Raw genomic sequence first — 16575 nt, forward strand, 5'->3', positions numbered from 1 at the left:
CACCCCATAGACAACGGCCCGGAACTTGGCAATCCGCGGTCGGTTTGCCTTGCCCCCCCGCGGACCGTCGGCAGACTGCCGCCATCGTTTCCCCGAACCCGATGAAGCACCTGCTCCTCCTGTTCATTTCCCTGGTTTCCCTCTCGCTCCCGACCTTTGCGGCCTCGGGGCACTCGGCCGAGCCGCCGCCCTTCAAGGTGGCGATGGACAACTTCAGCGCCCTCGAGGAAGCCGCCGGCAAGACCTCGATCATGGAAAAGATCAGCTTCCGGGCCCACGAGGAGCCCTTTTTGTTGGTCGCCACCATCATCTTCATCTGCGCCATCCTTCACACCTTCTTCGCGGTTCCCATCACCAAACTCGCGCACAAGATCCAGCACGATCACGACGCGGAAATCCGCCGCCAGAAGGAAGCCGCCGGCCAGCACGCCTACGCGCAGGACATGGTCAGTTTCAAAGCCACGGTGCTCCACTTCCTCGGCGAGATCGAGGCCATCTTCGGCATCTGGGTCATCGTCCTGGTGGGTGCCATGATGGCCTTTTACAACGTCGATGCGGTCGAATCCTACATGTCGTCGGTGAACTTCACCGAGCCGATGTTCGTGGTGGTGATCATGGCCCTGGCCTCGACCCGGCCGGTTCTCCGCTTCGCGGAAAACTGCCTCCGCCTGTTCGCCAAGATCGGCAAGGAAACGCCCACCGCGTGGTGGCTTTCCATCCTGATCATCGGCCCGCTGCTCGGCTCCTTCATCACCGAGCCCGGCGCCATGACCATCTCCGCCATGCTGCTGGCCAAAAAGTTCTACAGCCTGCGCCCCTCGCCCCGGTTCGCCTACGGCACACTGGGCCTGCTTTTCGTGAACATCTCCGTCGGCGGCGTGCTCACCAACTTCGCCGCCCCGCCGGTGTTGATGGTCGCCTCGCCGGAAAAGTGGGGCCTGACCACCACGGAGATGATCACCCATTTCGGCGACAAGGCCGTGCTCGGGATCCTGTCGTCGACCATCCTCTACTTCCTGTTTTTCCGCAAGGAACTCACCCAGCTCGGCTCGAGCCTGGTGGATCACGACGGCGATGGCAAAGGCGACCTCGCCGGCAAGCACCGGCCGATCCCGCTGTGGGTCACCATCGTCCACCTGTTTTTCATGGCGGTGACCGTCTACTTCGCGCACTTCCCCTCGATCTTCATCGGTGGCTTCCTGTTCTTCCTGGCCTTCCGCCTGGCCACCGCCCACTATCAGGATGAAGTGAACCTGCGCGGTCCGATCCTGGTCGGCTTCTTCCTCTCCGGCCTGGTGATCCACGGCGGCCTGCAGGGCTGGTGGCTGGCCCCCATCCTCAGCAGCCTGCCCGAGTGGCCGCTCTTCATCGGCGCCACGGTGTTGACCTCGTTCAACGACAACGCCGCGATCACCTTCCTCGCCAGCCAGGTGCCGGGCCTCGCCGCCCACATGAAATACGCCGTCCTGACCGGCGCGGTCACCGGCGGCGGCCTCACCGTGATCGCCAACGCCCCGAACCCGGCCGGCCAGGCGCTGCTCGGGCGCTTCTTCGGCGACGGTGTCTCGCCCGCCAAGCTGGCCGCCGCGGCGATCATCCCGACTTTCATCGTCGGCTCCTATTTCATGCTCTTCCCGGACCGCGGCATCGACAAGATGTTCGAGCAACCGCCGGCGGTCGAACACGCCGAGGCCGCTCCCGATGCGGCGACGCCCGAACCCGCCCACTGAGCCATGTTCACCGGATTGGTCGAAACCACCGGCCTCGTCCGGTCGATCGAGGCCCGCGGCGAGCAGGCCCGGCTGGTCATCGCGATCCCCTTCGCCGCCGAACTGGGCGAAGGAGAGTCGGTCGCCATCAACGGCGTCTGCCTGACCGCCGTGGAGCACGACGATGCCACCGCTTCCTTCGACGTGCTGCGCCAGACGCTCGCCGTCACCTCGCTGGGCGACCTCGCCGAGGGTTCGACCGTCAACCTCGAGCGCGCCCTGCGGGCCGGCGACCGCTTTGGCGGGCATTTCGTGCTCGGCCACGTCGATGGCAGCGGGGAAATCGAAGCCCTCGAAGCGATCGGCCAGGATCACCGGCTGGCCATCCGTCTGCCGGAGAACCTGGTGCCTTACTGCATCGACAAGGGCTCGCTGGCGATCGACGGCATTTCGCTGACCATCGCCGAGCTCGAGGGTTCGCTGGCCACCTTCTGGATCATCCCCCACACCTTCGGGCGCACCAACCTCCACACCCGCTCCCCCGGCCAAAAGGTGAACCTGGAGGTCGACGTGCTCGCCAAGCACGTGGCCAAGCTACTTGGCAAGTGAGGTCGGCGCGAGCCAGTGGAACGGTGCCCACGGCAGGTTCCTGAGGATGCCGAAGGCGATCACCGCCACCACCAGCACCATCGCCCAGCGGTGATTGAGCCGGACCCAGCGCTTCGGTGGCTCGTTTTTCACCCAGCCGATGATTTCCGGCAACGCCATCAGCCCGAGCAGCGGCAGCACCACCATCCCCAGCGGATTGAAACGGAAGGCCTGCCACGGATGGCCGTGGAGCAAGGAGTAGGCGGCGCGCGTCATCCCGCAACCGGGACAGTGAAGCCCCGTCCAGCGGTTCAGTCCGCACATCAACGGCGAGGCCGCCACGCCGCGGGTGGCCAGCCACCAGGCACCCACGCCCGCCACGGCGCAGCCGGCCAGCAAGATCGCCAGTCGCCACGGTTTCATGACCTTCCTACTGCGGAACAGGCTCGTTGGTGAACATGCCGATCACGAAGAAGATGACATTGATCACGATCCCGGAGATCACCGAAACGTTTACCCAAAACTTCGCCTTGTCCGAGGCCTCGCGCGCCCCGGCGGCGTCGCCGCGATATTTCAAGGAACTCACCCGCGAGGCGAACACGATGGCTACGATCCCGAAGGGCAGGCAGCACAGGAGCGTCACCACGATCGACTGCCAGAGGTAGGTCGGAATGTTTTCGGTGACGCCCGGCGTGGACGTGTAGCTCGGCGCAGCAGGCGTTTGGTAGGGCGAAACCGGAGCCATCGGCGGCGGCGGACTCGTCGCGGGGGCCTGGGCCAACGCCGCGGCGGCGAGCAGCGGCACCTTCGACACCGGCTCCCAGCCCTCCATTCCCTCCTTCCACACCAGATCCGCGGTCCCGACCTGGCCGCTGCGGACCATTTCCAACAACGCTTCCTGGCTCACCGGTCCGTGACGATCCGTGCCCTTGGCAAAATACCACTCGCTCATGCGCCTTGCTTAAAAGCTCAGGGCCGACGTGTCACCTCGTTCCTTGCGTCACCAGCACGAAGACGAAGATCAGCCCACCGATGACATACAGCGACAGCGTCAGATAGCTCATGATCAGCCCCGCGATCGCCATCCCACGGCCGCCCATCGGCAGGGGGTGCCGCTGGATTTCCCGCAGTGCCATGTGCCCGAACACGACTCCCGGAATCGCCGCCAAAAAACCGATCATGCAGGTAAAGATCAGCACCAGAGAGCCGATCCCGCAGCACAGGCTGGTCACCGCGTAGCCGTGGTTCGGCACCACACCCGGCGCGTTCATCGCCCGGCCGCCGGCCGAAACGAGCTGGTCTTTCCACTCCGGCGTTTCCGCCAGCGGCAGCCACATTTCCATGCCCTCCCGCCAGACATAGGTCCGGTGGTCGATCAGGCGGGCGGCCAGCATCGCCCGCAGCTCGTCGTCCTCGACCGGTCCCTTCGACCGACCTTCCACGCCATAGTGCCACATCGCCATTGCGGCGCGATGCTCACCCGCCGCGCGCGCCACCGGCAAGGCGATTACCAAGCAGCCGGATCCATGCCGTAGAATCGCGCCAGCTCGGCATAAACCTCCGGCTCCTCGCGTTTCAGCGCGGCTGATTTTTCGAAAAAGGTCTCGGTCGCCACCGCGAAAAACTCGGCCGGGCTCTCGGCGCCGTAGTCGTCCAGCACCGTGCGCTTGCCGGCATTCACCCGCTCCACAAAGGACTCGTAGGCCGGCGCCATCGCCCGCGACCAGCGGCCGTAGTCCTCCATTTCCTCGAATTCCGGCACGCCGTCGGCCGCGCCGTCTTCCTGATCGAGCTGATGGGCGAACTCATGCAGCACCACGTTCAGCCCGTCCTCCGGGTTGGCATCGCCCTGCAGCACGCTCTGCCACGCCAGCACCACGCTGCCGCTGCCCCAAGACTCGCCGAGGCGCACATCCTCGAGTCCCCATTCGTCGCGCACCCGGTAGGCATCCGGATAGACCAGCACCGATCTCAAGGATTCATAGTAGTCCTGCGGCCGGTGCGCGATCAGCAGGCAGGCCGGCGCGGCGATCGCCAGCATCATCTCCTCCGTCACCGCCTCCAGTCCCCCGCAGGGCTCGAAGGACTTTTCCTCCAGAAACACCCGCATCCAGCCCTCGGCCGACCGCCGGGTCGCTTCCGGCACCCGTTTCCACAGCGGAAACAACCGCTCGACCACCGCCGCGCGCCCGCCCCCCAGCCGGGTCGCCCGCCAGGCACGGCGACGACGGGATTTCCGCGACGCGTGCCACCACGTCACCCCCGCCAGCACCGCCACGGCGGCCAACAGGATGGCGATCCCGCTCACGACTTCTTGTTCAGGTTCCAGCCGGCGAAAATCAGCAAACCCACGCCCGCCAGCATGCCCATCGCCAGGATGCCCCAGAACAGGTTGCGGAAGACGTCCGGGATGTTGACGTTCATCCCCAGCAGCCCGCCCATCGCCACCAGCGGCAGGAAAAACCCAGCCAACAGGTTGAGGCGGTAGGCGATCACGTTCAACCGCTCGGCCGCCTCCTGGTGCTCTTCCGCGCTCTCCGCCTGCCAGAAGTCGAGCGTCAGCTTCGCGTCGTGATAGAGAATCTCCGCCGCCCGCAGGATGTCTGATGCGCGGTCGCGCAGCTCGATCAGCTGCCGATCCTCCCGCGCCAGGTCCACGGCCGACCTCAAGGCCACGGTCAGGTTGCGCAGCGTGCGGGCGATCGGCCCGGCGTGACGAATCATCGCGAACACCTCGGCGGCGGTGTCGAGCTCATCGATGCTCGCCTCGTAGCGGTCGATCGTTTCCTGATAGCGATCCAGCAGCCGACCGAGCGCTTCAAGGCCATGACCTTCGCCATCGTCCCACTCGCCCTCCTCGCGGCGGATGAAAAAACGGGCCGCCCGCTCGGGGACCTTCGGCTCCGGCACCTCGTGCACCACCAGCAGCAGTTCCCCGCCGCCCGAAAGACAGCGCTGGCCGCCGGGACGACAGCTGATCTGGCTCAGGATCTCGGGTTCGAGATCGAGCCACTGCGGCAAGCCTTCGGAGTGCGGACCTAACACCATGGTGCCTCTATAGGACTCCGGCCCGGCCGGTCCGTCAACCCGCCCGCCGGCTCCAAGCCACGAGATCCTCGTAGCCCACACCACTGCCGCCGAAGAGATCCAGCGCCGAACCCACGGTGACATCGAGGTTCCCGCCGCTCAGTCGATCGATTTGCAAAAGGTCGTCCATCGTCGCCACGCCTCCCGCATAGGTCACCGGCCGGCCGTTCCAGGAGCCGAGAAGCTCGACCAGTCCGGCATCAATGCCGCCGCACAGACCTTCGACATCCGCGGCATGGATCAGGAACTCGTCGCAGTGCTCCGCCAGCGCATCGAGGGTGGCCGGCGTGACCTCCAGGTCGGTCATCGTCTGCCAGCGCTGCGTGGCCACCACCCAGCGATCGCCGCGGCGGCGACAGGAAAGGTCGATCACCAATCGCTCGGACCCGATTTCGGCCACCAGCGCCTTCACGCGATTTTCGGAAAAGCGCACGTTGTCCTCGAAAAGCCAGGAGGTCACGATCACGTGGCTGGCCCCGGCCTCCAACCACTCCGCCGCGTTTTCCGCACGGATGCCGCCGCCGATCTGGAGTCCGCCCGGCCAAGCGGCCAAGGCTTCCCTTGCCGCTTCGTCGTTGCCCGGACCGAGCTGGATCACGTGGCCGCCGCGCAGATCATCGTCGCGGAATTTCCCGGCGAACCACCCCGCCCCTTGTTCGGCAGTGAAGTTCTCGACCGGGCCCGGCCCTTCGTCGCGCAAGGTGCCGCCGACGATCTGCTTCACCTGGCCTTGGTGAAGATCGATGCAGGGGCGGAATCGGGTCATGGCGGCGGCAAGCTGGCCGCCCCGCCGGCTCCAGCCAAGCGGATTCTCCGCGTCCGGCGCTGCGGGTCTCGCGACCCTTTTTTTCACCCGGCGCTCTGGATCGCCTGGCTGACCGCGGGGAAGAGCTGCTTTTTCCGGCTCACCACGCCGGGGGCGTTGTAGAGCGTCGCGTCGATCTTCTCGAAGGGCAGCGCGCCGATCATCCGCGGATTGCCGGCCGCGAGAATCAGGCTGTGGTGCTTGGCGATGTCGGTCACGGCCAGGATCGCCAGGTCGTAGTCGTTGTCGTCGACCATTTTCTTGAGGCCTTCCTCGAGGTCCTTGCGGCGGCTCTTGAAGGCCTGCAGGCCGAGTTCCTCGATCTGGGCGATCGTCATCTTCGCCCCGCCCTCCTCGAATTCCTTGCGGTCGGTATTGAGAACCTCCTCGATCGAGCCGGAGCTGAGCAGCGAGCCGACGGCGAAAAAATCCTTGGTGAATTGTTCCGGGTTGATGCCGGCGATCTTGCCCAGCCAATCGAGCATCTCGCGGTCGAGCTGGGTGGTGGTGGGCGAGGTCAGGCAGAGCGTGTCGGAAATGATCCCCGCGCACAGGCACATCGCCGTGCCGGAGGTCGGCTCGAGGTCGCGGTGGACGAACTTCCGCGCGACCAAGGTGCAGGTCGAGCCCACCGGCTCGTTGAGGAAACGGATCGGCTCGCGCGAAACGAGATCGCCCGCCAGCCGGTGGTGATCGGTCACCTCGACCACATGCGCCTCGTCCACGCCGCGGACGGCCTGGGCGAACTCGTTGTGATCGACCAGGGCCACGCGCACGCGCGGCGGATCGACGAGGTCGGACTTGGAAATCACACCGACCACGCCGCCCTCGGAACCGATCACCGGGAACAGCTCCTGATCGAGCGCCGCCAGCGACTTGCGCAGGGGCGACACCGGCTCGTTCTCGTTGATGGTGGCGAACTCCTTTTCCATCACCTGCTCCACGGTGCGCGAGCAGCGGATCAGGGTGGCGGTGCTGGCCGTGTCCTGCGGGCATTGAAGGACCACCACGCCGCGCTCCTTGGCCAGCTTGCGCAGCTCGGGATCGACCGCATTTCCGCCGGTGACGATCAGCATGCGGGTGCCGTGGTCGATGGCGTAGTGCTGGACCACCGGGCGGTCGCCGCAGATCACCAGGAAACGGGCCACGGTGCCTTCTTTCGTGGCGGTCGTGAGGCGGTTGTTGACGGTCGATTGCGACGACGCGCCGACCAGCATGATGAGATCCTCCGAGCCATTCTCCTGGGGAAACGGGGCACCCACGGACTCCGCCTGCAGGGTGGCGGCGATCTTGGCGATCGAGACGTGGACGGTTCGCACCACCATGTTCGAGCCGTCGCCGGGCAGCAACAACTCCAGCAGGTCGAGGTAGCGCAGCATGCCGACGACTTCGCCTTCGTTTTCGTCATCCACCACCGGCACGCAGCGCACGCCGTGCGAGAGCATGCTGCGGTAGGCCCTGAGGAAAGTATCGTCCTCGCGGGCGGCGACGATATTCCGCCGGCAGATCATGCCGGCGGTGATGCGGACGTCGGTCACCAGCTCCGGCTCGGGCACGCCGGCTTGGTCGAGCACCCACGCGGTCCGCTGGGGCACCACGCCGCAGCGGGCGGCGACGGCTTCCGGCGTTCCGGTCTCCCGCAGCAACTCGGCCTGGCCGATGGCCGAGCAGATCGCGTCGGTATCCGGGTTGCGGTGACCGATGACATAAAAGGGAATCCGGGGCGCTTCTTCCTGCATGCTTGCGATCAAGAGTTAGAAGCGATGCGCCTGCTCCGCAAGCACGCCTTCGGAAGATTCCGTAGCCATCGGACTCCGGGAAAAATCAAAGCAACTCCCGAAAAGCCTCGGGCGTCAGCCCTGCATCCTTGGCGATCGCGCCCATCGTGATGGCGTTGATCGGGTTATGCCCTGGAGTCTCCAGACGGACCACGCCGTTGCTCATGACGAGGTGACCCGATTCACGAACCACCCGATAGCCGATCTTTTGAAAAACGCGCACCGCATCTCTCTGACCGATGCCGGGCAATCTGGGCATGACCTCAGATGGCGATATCGAGGGTTTCAGCGCTCCGGATTCCCGACTCCTCGGCCTCGGCCGAAAGCAGTCTTGAATCGCTCCGCGGATGGCCGCGAGGGCTTCCTCGCGGGTGCTCCCTTGCGAGTGACAACCTGGCAGATCGAGACAAGACACCGACCAGCCTTCGTCCGTTTCGATCAACCGGATCCGGTAGTTCATGGCGACATCGTGCACTGGCAGCGAGATCGAGTCAAACTCCCCTCACATCCGCTCCGGGCAGCGGATGCCGAGCAGACCGAGGCCGTGTTCGAGGACCCGCGAGGTGAGCTCGCACAGCGCCAAGCGGCTGTCGCGGACCTCCGGCTCCGCCTTCAGGACCGGGCAGGCCTCGAAGAAGGAATGGAAGGCGCGGGCCAGCTCGAGCAGATAATTCGCCAGCAGGTTCGGCCGGTGGTCATCGAGCAGCACCGGCACCGTCTCGCCGTAGCGGGCGAGCAGGCGGGCCAGGTGGACCTCCGCGTCCTCGTGGAGCGACAGTTTCGCCGAAGCCGGATCGAAGCCGCCCTCCAGCTTGCGGAAAATCGAGCGGATCCGGACGTAGCTGTATTGGAGATAAGGCGCGGTGTCTCCCTGCAACGCGAGCATGCGGTCCCAGGCGAAGACGTAGTCGGTGAGGCGGTGCTGCGACAGCTCGGCGAACTTCACCGCGCCGATGCCGACGATCTCGGCGATCTCCCCGGCGTTCTCGAGGTCGGGGTTTTTCTCGGCGATCACCTGACCGGCGCGCTCGACCGCTTCATCGAGCACGTCGGCGAGCTGGACGTTGTCGCCCGAGCGCGTTTTCAGCACCTTGCGGTCCTCGCCGAGGATCGATCCGAAGGCGATGTGGCGGAACCCGGCATCCTTCCCCCAGCGCCGGCTGGCATCGAAGATCTGGCGGAAATGCAGCTGCTGCGGCACGCCGACCACATACCAGATCTCGTCGGCCTTCCACTCGTCCACGCGATACTCGACGGTGGCCAGGTCGGTGGTGGCGTAAAGGAAGCCGCCGTCGGCCTTGCGGATGATGGCCGGGTTGTCCTGCCAGCCTTCCTTGTTCTGGATGCGGAAAGGGTCCTGCTCGTCCGGCAGCTCACCGGAGGCGAAGACACAGATGGCTCCCTCACTCTCGCGGGCGAGCCCCTTTTCGATGAACTCCTCGACCAGCGGCCCGAGGCGGTCGTTGTAGAAACTCTCGCCCAGCCAGTGGTCGAAGCGGATGTCGAGGCGGTCGTAGATCTTCTGAAGCCCTTGCTTCGAGAGCTCCACGCAGCGGTTCCAGATCGCGAGGTTCTCCTCGTCGCCGGCCTGCAGCTTGACCAGCTCCGCCTTGCATGACTCCCGCACGGCCGGGTCGTCCTTGGTCGCGGCGTTGATCGCACGGTAGATGCGGACCAGCTCGTTGACCGGATCTTCCGCCAGCGCCGCCTCGTCGAGCTGGGTTTTCCAGCCGTAGAGGATCATGCCGAACTGCGTGCCCCAGTCGCCGATGTGGTTGTCGGCGATGACGTGGAAACCCAGAAAGCGCGCGATGCGGGAAAGCGCGTCGCCGAGAATGGTCGAGCGGATGTGGCCGACGAACATCGGCTTGGCCACGTTCGGCGCGGAAAAGTCGATCACCACCGTGCGGCCGTCGCCGATGGCCGGCACGCCGAGGCGCTCATCGGCCAGCAGTTCCGCGGTGTGGCGGGCATAGGTTTCCGGGGCCACGCGGATGTTGATGAAACCCGGCCCCGCGATGTCGGCGGTGCCAAGCCCGCCGAGGTCGAGCGCCTCGATCACCTTGCCGGCCAGCTCGCGGGGGTTGGTGCGGCGGCTCTTGGCCAGTGCCATGGCGGCGTTGCTCTGGTAGTCGCCGAATCGCAGGTCGGCGGCGGCCACCACGGACGCGTCGGTTTTTTCCCCGAGAACTTTCCCGAACGCGTCCGCCAGCGCGGACTCGAATTGTCGCTGCAAGGTCATGCCGGAAGTCACGCCGCGTTGCCGGATGCCTTGCCAGCCAAAATGTCGAGAATCTCCGTCCTGCTCTCCGCGGCGGCGAGCTGTTTGCGGATCTCGCAGTTGGTGAACATCTTGGCGATCGCCGCCAGGGTCCGCAAATGGAGCTGGTAGTCCTTCTTCGGCACGATGAAGAGGATCACGAAGCGGACCGGGCCGTTATCGAGCGCCTCGAAGTCGATGCCGTCCTTGGAGCGGCCGAAGACGGCGATCACGTCCTCGATTTTTTCCGAAAACGCATGCGGGATGGCGACGCCGTAGCCGATGCCGGTGCTGACCTGCTCCTCGCGGGCCTCGAGCGCCGCGAGCATTTCGCCCCGCAGGTCGGTCGGCAGCTTGCCGAGGCCGACCAGATGGTCCACGAGTTCCGCAATCGCAGGCAGGTGCTCCTCCGAGCGCATGTCCAGGATGACCTGATCGGGGGTCAGTAGGGATGCGAGCTTCATGCGGAAAGTCCGGAAACCGCGACGGCGCGGATACGGAGCGGCGTGCTTACCCGGCCCCCGGAGGGCATGCAAGTGGCTTTTCCTGACATGGGGTGGACCTACGGAGGGTCACGGAAGGCTCCTGATTGGCGCTTGCCGCCGTCAACCGGGTTCCCCTACCGTCGCAGGCACATGATTCGCCCTCTTGCCCTGTCGTCGGCGGTGCTCGCCGCCCTTCTGCTCTGTCAATGTGCCGGCCCGCTGGGCACCGGAAACATGGGGGGGCCCACCGAAGATGGGCGCAAGGCGGAGATCGCCGCGGAGCCGAAGGGCGATTACTTCGTCGGCCGGCGCTACTATGTGCAAAAAACGCGCTTCTGGGGCTACGTGCGCCGCCCCCGGGAATCGTGGAACCGGGCCCAGCTGGTGCTGATGCGCGAGGACAAGAAACGCACCCCCGACCGCCTGCCGGAAAACGGATCGCCGGCCTACGGCTACGACCAGAACTACGAATACAAGCTGCGGGGATACTTCACGGGCAAGAAAGCCTACGATCCGAACAGCAACCAGATCCTCCCCGAGTTCATGCTGACCGGTTACGAGGTGCGCAACCGCCAGCCGGGCTGGCTTTTCCGCCCCGACGATCGCTACGATTCGACAAGGATCACCCTTTATCCCCGCTGAGCCATGGACCCCCTCCCCGCCAGAAACGCTCCCAAAAAGAGTTCGATCGAGCATCGGGTGGCGGGGGATGCCAGAGAGCTGGGTGAGCTTCAGAAAATCGGCCCCTCCACCCATCCCTCGCGACGCCGGAGGAGCAAGAGGCACCGCCACCGCCACCGCGGACGCAGCTCGGCGGTGCTGAGCCGCTGGTTGATCCTCGTTTTCTGCGTGATCGGGCTCGGCTTCCTCGGGGCCGTGGTGTGGACCTTGGTCCAGCAGAGAAAGTCGATCCTGCCCAGCCTGGCCGGCTCCGCGATCGACGTCTCGCCCGAAGCGCTCCCCGCCCTGTCCGGCGAGCGCGCCCTGGACATGGCGCGGCGGCTGCTCGACGCCACCTCCGCGTCCGAACTCGAGCTCCTGCTGCGGCCGGGTGAGGTCGACACCCGCGACGCGCTGCACCTCCTTGCCGACATCCGCCGCCACGCGCCGGAGCACATCGAGCCCGAATGGCTCGGCCCGTCGCAGTGCGAGGTCGCCAACCTCCAGCGGGCCTGCGTCCGCTACGGCACCAGCGACATCCGCCTGATCGCCTTCACTCCGGACGAGGGCGGCCGCTGGGAGATCGACTTCGATGCCTTTTCCCGCCACTGCGATCCGCCCTTTGCGGAGGTAGCCGCCAACCGCACCGACGAGGCGCTGATCCGCGGCGTGGTGTCGCGCGACTACTACTTCAACAACCTCTACGCCAACGACGCCGAGTGGGCGTGCTACCTCATCCGCTCCACCGACACCGAGGACGGCCAGATGATCACCGCCTACTGCCCGCGGAGCAGCGCGACGGAAGCCGCGATCGAGCGGGTCGAAAACCGCAACCGGCATCACCTCGACGACCTGATGGCGCTGGGCCGGGTGAGAAGCCAGCAGATGCTCGAGAGGGTTCCTTTCCGCATGACACTTCGCATCCGCCACGAGGAAGGTGCCGAGCCGAGGCAATGGCGGATCACCGAGGCGGTGGCCGACGACTGGGTGATCGGCAAGCGCACGCTCGAGGAGGTGATGAAGTCCGCCCCCGCCGCCACGGGGTCCTGAGGTCCGCGCAGGGCACGAAAAAGCCGCCCGTCCCCCGGGGCAGAACCGGAGAGCGGGCGGCGGGAATCCTTGCCAAGGCGATGCCTCAGCCGCCGTAGGACGACTCGACGCGCTGGGCGACGTCGCGGTAGCCGTAATCGACCTCGTAAATCTCCTTGAAGCAGGCGATGGCTGCTTCCTTGTCGTCCATCTCCTCGTGCAGGAGGCCCTTTTCGTAGAGCACCTCCTTCTTCACGTTGTCCATGGAAATGAGGTCTTCCAGCGCGCTCTCGAGCTGCTTGACGCCCATGTCGAGCATGCCCTTGGCCTTGAAGGTCCGGCCGAGGAGGAGCAGCACCTTCGACTGGATGTGCGGGTTGCGCTTGGCCTGCTGCAGCTGCGGGATGGCACCGCTATAGTCGCCGGCATCGTAGAGCGCCTTTCCAAGCTCGTAGCGCAGAACCGGATCGGTCGGGTTCTGCTCCATGCGCCGGGTGGCATCCGCCACGGCTTCCTGAATGCGGGTCTGGCGGCGTTCCTCGAGCATCGCCTTGACCTCGGGATCGTCGGGATTTTCCTGCGCCCGACGCTCCAGCTCGGCCATCTCCAGCTCCTTGGCCTTGTCGCTCATCGCATCGGCCTTGGTGCGCAGGGCCACGTCGCCATTGCTCAGCGAAAACGCCCACTCATAGAAATCGCGGGCCTCGGTCCAGGATTCGAGGCGCTCGTAGACGCTGGCCAGCTCCTTGACGACGGCCAGGTTGTTCTGATCCTCGGCATACTTGGTGGCCAGGTCGTCGCGGCGCTCCTCGAGCTGTTCGCGGGTCAGGCCGGTCCGGGACTTTTTCTCCATCTCCTCGAACTCGCCCTTGTTCCGCATGAGGTCCTTCATGTCGGTGTTTTCCCCCCACTTCTGCTTCTCCATGGAGGCGCGGGCGGTCGAGTCCTTCTCGCCCTTGATGGCGACGGAGTCGGTCGGGTCGTGCTTGATGATATCGCGGTAAACCTCGGCCGCGTTCATGCTGCGGCCGTGCGCGAGGTAGAAGTCGGCCAGCTTGTGCATCAGCTTGGTCTGCTCCGGGTGGCCCCTGCGGACGGTCTCCAGGGCGAAGGCCGCGCTGTCGATCCAGTCGAGCGACACGAAGGCGTTGTAGAGCACCTCGTTGACCTCGGGATTGTAGGGGTCGGACTCCAGTTCGGACTCGATCAGCGGCAGCGCCGCCAGCGGGTCCTTCTTGACGGCCGAGGAAATCTTCATGGTGCCAAGACCGCCACCGGTCTTCATCCCGAACAGGCCGCCGGACTTTTTCTTGGCGCCGCCGGTGGCCGCGGCCTCGCACTTGCGCAGCAATTGGCGGCCTTCGAGAAATCCGGGGGCGTCCTTCACGACCGACAGCAGCAACTTCACGGCATACCCCGGATTGCTTTTCTGAACGGCGGCCTGCGCCTTGTCATAGAGGGACTTAACGGACGGATCGAGCTGCTCTACGGTGATTTCGGACATGGTGGGATTTTGGAAAACGAGTCGGATTTCCTCTTATTTGGAGGATGCGTGCCCGGAAAATGCTCGCTGCTCCTCCGGTTGGCAAGCCCCCGGTTGCCCGCGCTGACGCGCAAAGCTCCGTAGTTCCCGGGCGGGTGCGGCCTGACCTGGCGCTCAGCGGCGGAAGGCGGAGGTCGGACGCCCGAGCGTGCGGCGGCTGCGCCGTTCGTCCTGCTCCTCGGGGACCACCAGCACCGGCTGCACATCGCCACCCTTGCCCTTGGTATCGACCACCGGCTTGTCCTGCACGATCACCGGCGGCTGCGACCAGTCGCGCGCTTTCTCCGCCACGTCATAGCGGGAATCGACATCGACCTGGGCGTCGTAGAGATCGGTGGAGTCCTTGATGATCTTCGGCTGGATGAAGACCAGCAACTCGGCCTTGTCCTCCGACTTCACGGTCTGCGAGAACAGCTTGCCCACCACCGGGATGTCGCTGAGCAGCGGAACCCCCTTCACCGTGTCGTTGATTTTCGAAGTGATCAGGCCACCGAGGGCGATCGTTCCCCCGTCGGGCACCGTCACCGAGGTGAGCACCTGGCGGCTGAGAATGTCCGGCACGGCAACGTTCTCATCGATCACACGGGTCTGGCCGAGTTCTTCGTTCACCAGCGCGATCTCGAGGGTGATTTCGTTGTCCGAGTTCACCAACGGCACCACTTCCAGCGTCAGGTAGACATTCTGGTATTCGATGTTGGTGGAAATGTTGCCCTGGTAGCTGTTGGTGTTCGATGGCACCGCGATCCGTTGACCCGACGAGATCGTCCCCTTGCGGTTGTTGGCCGTGAAAATGGTGGGCCGGGAGAGCACCTCGAAGCGGGAGTCGGACTGCAGCGCGTTGAGGTAGATGCCCCAGTTGTCGCCGATCAAGCCGTAGAGATTGAGTCCCGAAGCCTGCGGGATGAGGTCGGGTGAAATCAGCGTCTGCGGATTGATGAAGTCATTGCTCCCGCCCCCCGCCGACCCCGCCAGCGCTCCGTTACCCTTGGCGACCTGCGCGGCATTGACCGTGCGCAGGTAGTCGATGCCATAATTGAGCGAATCCCCGAGCGAAAGCTGACCAAAGACGGCCGAGATCATCACCTGGTCGGCCTTCACGTCGATCTGATCGAGCAGGTTGTTGATGATTTCCACGCTCGCCGGCGGCCCTTGGACCAGCAGCGAGTTGGTGATGTTGTCGGCCACCAGCAGCGTGCGTCCCACCAGCCGTGCCTCGGGCGCGCTGTTGATGTCGGGATCCTGCAGCGAGCTTCCGCCACTGAGTCCGCCCCCGGCACCCCCACCACCGAGGCTGCTGTTGTTGTTGCCAAGACTGCTGTTGCCGAAATTGCTGCGGTTGTTGCTGCCGGAGGCGTTGAAATTCGACGAGCGGTTCGAGCGCGACGAGCTGTTGCCGCCGAAGTTCGCGCCGCTGGCTCCGGTTCCACCGGAGCCGTCGGTCGATCCGGAAAACGCCCGCTGCAGGGCGGGTTCGGCGATATCCAGGAAATCCGCCACCGCCACGAAGCGCAGCTTGCGCCGGAGGTAGTTCCGTTCGTCGGTCTTGGTGTCGAACTCGGCGACCAAGCCCTCGATGAAGACGATATCGACCGGCCGGCCCATGGCGAAGATGCGATTGGTGCGGCTGTCCGGCACGATCTGGATCGGCACCTCCTCCGCCGCGCTGCTCACGCCCGCCGCCGTGGCGGCTGCGGGTGCTCCGCCCGGCAGACCCGGCGGGGTGTTGTTGGCGACGGCGTTGTTGTTGTTGGCGTTCGCGCCGCGGTTGACCCCGGTCGAGCGCTGCTCCTGCTGCTGGGTGTTGAGGATCTCGTTGAGCGTCTCCGCCAGCTCGGTCACATCGGCGTATTGGACCGGGATGAAACGCGTCGCCACCGTGCTGGAGACGTCGATTTCCTTCTGCAGCTCGATCAAGCGGCGGATGAGCGAGGTTTTTTCCGTGATCACCACCGCCCCGGCGTTCGGGATGGGAGTGATGGAGCCATAGGCGCCGAACTGGCCGACGATGGTGGTGAAGACGCGCTGGATTTCGTCCGGCTTGATGACTTTCAGGTTCATCACGTAGGAAACCACGCGATCGTCATCGGGCAGTTCGTCGGGATCGAGGATCACCTCCACGCCCTGTCCCTTCGGATTGGTGCCGCCCGCGGCGGTCACCAGGATGTCGTGATCCGTGAGACCGGGATTCGGATCGGGGACGAAAACGAACCCGCTGAGGAGGGCCTGGGCCTTGAGGAGCAGGGTCGCCTGCCCGTAGGTCATCGGCGCGCGCTGGATGAAGCGGAACTCGGCCGCGGCGGCTTCGGGGCTGACGGTCACCCGCCGGCCGGTGAACTTGCGGTAGAGCTCGGCGAGGTCGTCGCCGTTGAGCTTGGCGTAGATGAGGTCTTCATTGATGACCGTGTTCGGGTCCACCTCTCCTGGCGGTGGGGCCATGGGCACGGTCAGGTCGCCATTTTCGGCACCCGGGGCACCCGGCACCTGGGGCCGGTTGAGTCCGGGAGGAAGACCGGGCGGGTTCTGGGCGGTGGCAGCGATCGTCCCGGCGAGAAACAGGGCGAAGGAAAGGCGGTTCAGTTGCATGAAGTCAGGAAAAAGCGGTCGGTTGCGAAGGGTTTGCGGCCGGAATGG

The 16575-nt window shown here is 65.4% G+C and carries 16 protein-coding genes; 4 read left to right on the top strand and 12 right to left on the bottom strand.

Going from position 1 to position 16575, the window contains the following annotated elements; all coding sequences use genetic code 11:
* Positions 1-101 precede the first annotated feature (101 nt).
* Positions 102-1730: a putative Na+/H+ antiporter gene (locus ABXH26_RS17670; RefSeq protein WP_353568426.1), complete on the top strand. Its 1629-nt coding sequence runs from the start codon at positions 102-104 to the stop codon at positions 1728-1730.
* Positions 1731-1733: 3 nt separating this feature from the next.
* The gene (locus ABXH26_RS17675; protein WP_353568427.1) at positions 1734-2318 is read left to right on the top strand and encodes a riboflavin synthase; all 585 of its coding nucleotides are present in this window, start codon (positions 1734-1736) and stop codon (positions 2316-2318) included.
* Here the strand turns inward: ABXH26_RS17675 and ABXH26_RS17680 are convergent.
* From ABXH26_RS17680 to ABXH26_RS17725, 10 genes are all read right to left on the bottom strand, one after another.
* The gene (locus ABXH26_RS17680; RefSeq protein ID WP_353568428.1) at positions 2304-2720 is read right to left on the bottom strand and encodes a DUF2752 domain-containing protein; all 417 of its coding nucleotides are present in this window, start codon (positions 2718-2720) and stop codon (positions 2304-2306) included. The two genes, ABXH26_RS17675 and ABXH26_RS17680, sit on opposite strands and share 15 nt — an antisense overlap.
* A gap of 7 nt (positions 2721-2727) precedes the next feature.
* The gene (locus ABXH26_RS17685; protein WP_353568429.1) at positions 2728-3249 is read right to left on the bottom strand and encodes a CD225/dispanin family protein; all 522 of its coding nucleotides are present in this window, start codon (positions 3247-3249) and stop codon (positions 2728-2730) included.
* Between the two features lie 31 nt (positions 3250-3280).
* The gene (locus ABXH26_RS17690) at positions 3281-3760 is read right to left on the bottom strand and encodes a DUF4190 domain-containing protein (RefSeq protein ID WP_353568430.1); all 480 of its coding nucleotides are present in this window, start codon (positions 3758-3760) and stop codon (positions 3281-3283) included.
* 44 nt (positions 3761-3804) lie between these two features.
* Positions 3805-4605, bottom strand: coding sequence for a M90 family metallopeptidase (locus ABXH26_RS17695; RefSeq protein WP_353568431.1), 801 nt, complete (start codon positions 4603-4605; stop codon positions 3805-3807).
* Positions 4602-5345 (bottom strand): CorA family divalent cation transporter, encoded by a 744-nt coding sequence (locus ABXH26_RS17700; RefSeq protein WP_353568432.1) that lies wholly within the window; start codon positions 5343-5345, stop codon positions 4602-4604. The genes ABXH26_RS17695 and ABXH26_RS17700 overlap by 4 nt, the downstream gene beginning before the upstream one ends.
* A gap of 34 nt (positions 5346-5379) precedes the next feature.
* On the bottom strand, positions 5380-6150 hold the full coding sequence (gene hisA, locus ABXH26_RS17705) for a phosphoribosylformimino-5-aminoimidazole carboxamide ribotide isomerase (protein ID WP_353568433.1): 771 nt from the start codon (positions 6148-6150) through the stop codon (positions 5380-5382).
* 83 nt (positions 6151-6233) lie between these two features.
* The gene (locus ABXH26_RS17710; protein ID WP_353568434.1) at positions 6234-7928 is read right to left on the bottom strand and encodes a putative manganese-dependent inorganic diphosphatase; all 1695 of its coding nucleotides are present in this window, start codon (positions 7926-7928) and stop codon (positions 6234-6236) included.
* Positions 7929-8013: 85 nt separating this feature from the next.
* Positions 8014-8427, bottom strand: a complete 414-nt coding sequence (locus tag ABXH26_RS17715; protein ID WP_353568435.1) for a hypothetical protein — start codon at positions 8425-8427, stop codon at positions 8014-8016.
* A gap of 42 nt (positions 8428-8469) precedes the next feature.
* Positions 8470-10209 carry an arginine--tRNA ligase gene (gene argS, locus ABXH26_RS17720; protein WP_353568436.1) on the bottom strand — a complete coding sequence of 580 codons (1740 nt, stop codon included), beginning with the start codon at positions 10207-10209 and terminating at the stop codon, positions 8470-8472.
* An 8-nt stretch (positions 10210-10217) separates the two neighbouring features.
* On the bottom strand, positions 10218-10691 hold the full coding sequence (locus tag ABXH26_RS17725) for a PTS sugar transporter subunit IIA (RefSeq protein WP_353568437.1): 474 nt from the start codon (positions 10689-10691) through the stop codon (positions 10218-10220).
* Between the two features lie 171 nt (positions 10692-10862).
* Here ABXH26_RS17725 and ABXH26_RS17730 point away from each other — a divergent pair, with 171 nt between their 5' ends.
* Both ABXH26_RS17730 and ABXH26_RS17735 read left to right on the top strand, forming a co-directional pair.
* Entirely contained in the window at positions 10863-11354 is a 492-nt protein-coding gene (locus tag ABXH26_RS17730) for a hypothetical protein (protein WP_353568438.1), read from the top strand.
* A 3-nt stretch (positions 11355-11357) separates the two neighbouring features.
* On the top strand, positions 11358-12422 hold the full coding sequence (locus ABXH26_RS17735; protein WP_353568439.1) for a hypothetical protein: 1065 nt from the start codon (positions 11358-11360) through the stop codon (positions 12420-12422).
* Positions 12423-12507: 85 nt separating this feature from the next.
* Here the strand turns inward: ABXH26_RS17735 and ABXH26_RS17740 are convergent, their stop codons facing one another.
* A complete protein-coding gene (locus ABXH26_RS17740; RefSeq protein WP_353568440.1) occupies positions 12508-13905 on the bottom strand; it encodes a tetratricopeptide repeat protein in 1398 nt (465 codons plus the stop codon).
* Positions 13906-14058: 153 nt separating this feature from the next.
* Positions 14059-16527, bottom strand: coding sequence for a type II secretion system protein GspD (locus ABXH26_RS17745; protein WP_353568441.1), 2469 nt, complete (start codon positions 16525-16527; stop codon positions 14059-14061).
* Positions 16528-16575: the final 48 nt, after the last annotated feature.

Source organism: Haloferula sargassicola (assembly GCF_040362925.1).
GTDB classification, from domain to species: domain Bacteria; phylum Verrucomicrobiota; class Verrucomicrobiia; order Verrucomicrobiales; family Akkermansiaceae; genus Haloferula; species Haloferula sargassicola.

Bases quoted from the DNA above. Each gene is read 5' to 3' on its own strand.
- ABXH26_RS17670 (WP_353568426.1), top strand. From the start codon at position 102: ATGAAGCACCTGCTCCTCCTGTTCATTTCCCTGGTTTCCCTCTCGCTC.
- ABXH26_RS17675 (WP_353568427.1), top strand. From the start codon at position 1,734: ATGTTCACCGGATTGGTCGAAACCACCGGCCTCGTCCGGTCGATCGAG.
- ABXH26_RS17680 (WP_353568428.1), bottom strand. From the start codon at position 2,720: ATGAAACCGTGGCGACTGGCGATCTTGCTGGCCGGCTGCGCCGTGGCG.
- ABXH26_RS17685 (WP_353568429.1), bottom strand. From the start codon at position 3,249: ATGAGCGAGTGGTATTTTGCCAAGGGCACGGATCGTCACGGACCGGTG.
- ABXH26_RS17690 (WP_353568430.1), bottom strand. From the start codon at position 3,760: ATGGCGATGTGGCACTATGGCGTGGAAGGTCGGTCGAAGGGACCGGTC.
- ABXH26_RS17700 (WP_353568432.1), bottom strand. From the start codon at position 5,345: ATGGTGTTAGGTCCGCACTCCGAAGGCTTGCCGCAGTGGCTCGATCTC.
- hisA (WP_353568433.1), bottom strand. From the start codon at position 6,150: ATGACCCGATTCCGCCCCTGCATCGATCTTCACCAAGGCCAGGTGAAG.
- ABXH26_RS17710 (WP_353568434.1), bottom strand. From the start codon at position 7,928: ATGCAGGAAGAAGCGCCCCGGATTCCCTTTTATGTCATCGGTCACCGC.
- ABXH26_RS17715 (WP_353568435.1), bottom strand. From the start codon at position 8,427: ATGAACTACCGGATCCGGTTGATCGAAACGGACGAAGGCTGGTCGGTG.
- argS (WP_353568436.1), bottom strand. From the start codon at position 10,209: ATGACCTTGCAGCGACAATTCGAGTCCGCGCTGGCGGACGCGTTCGGG.
- ABXH26_RS17725 (WP_353568437.1), bottom strand. From the start codon at position 10,691: ATGAAGCTCGCATCCCTACTGACCCCCGATCAGGTCATCCTGGACATG.
- ABXH26_RS17730 (WP_353568438.1), top strand. From the start codon at position 10,863: ATGATTCGCCCTCTTGCCCTGTCGTCGGCGGTGCTCGCCGCCCTTCTG.
- ABXH26_RS17735 (WP_353568439.1), top strand. From the start codon at position 11,358: ATGGACCCCCTCCCCGCCAGAAACGCTCCCAAAAAGAGTTCGATCGAG.
- ABXH26_RS17740 (WP_353568440.1), bottom strand. From the start codon at position 13,905: ATGTCCGAAATCACCGTAGAGCAGCTCGATCCGTCCGTTAAGTCCCTC.
- ABXH26_RS17745 (WP_353568441.1), bottom strand. From the start codon at position 16,527: ATGCAACTGAACCGCCTTTCCTTCGCCCTGTTTCTCGCCGGGACGATC.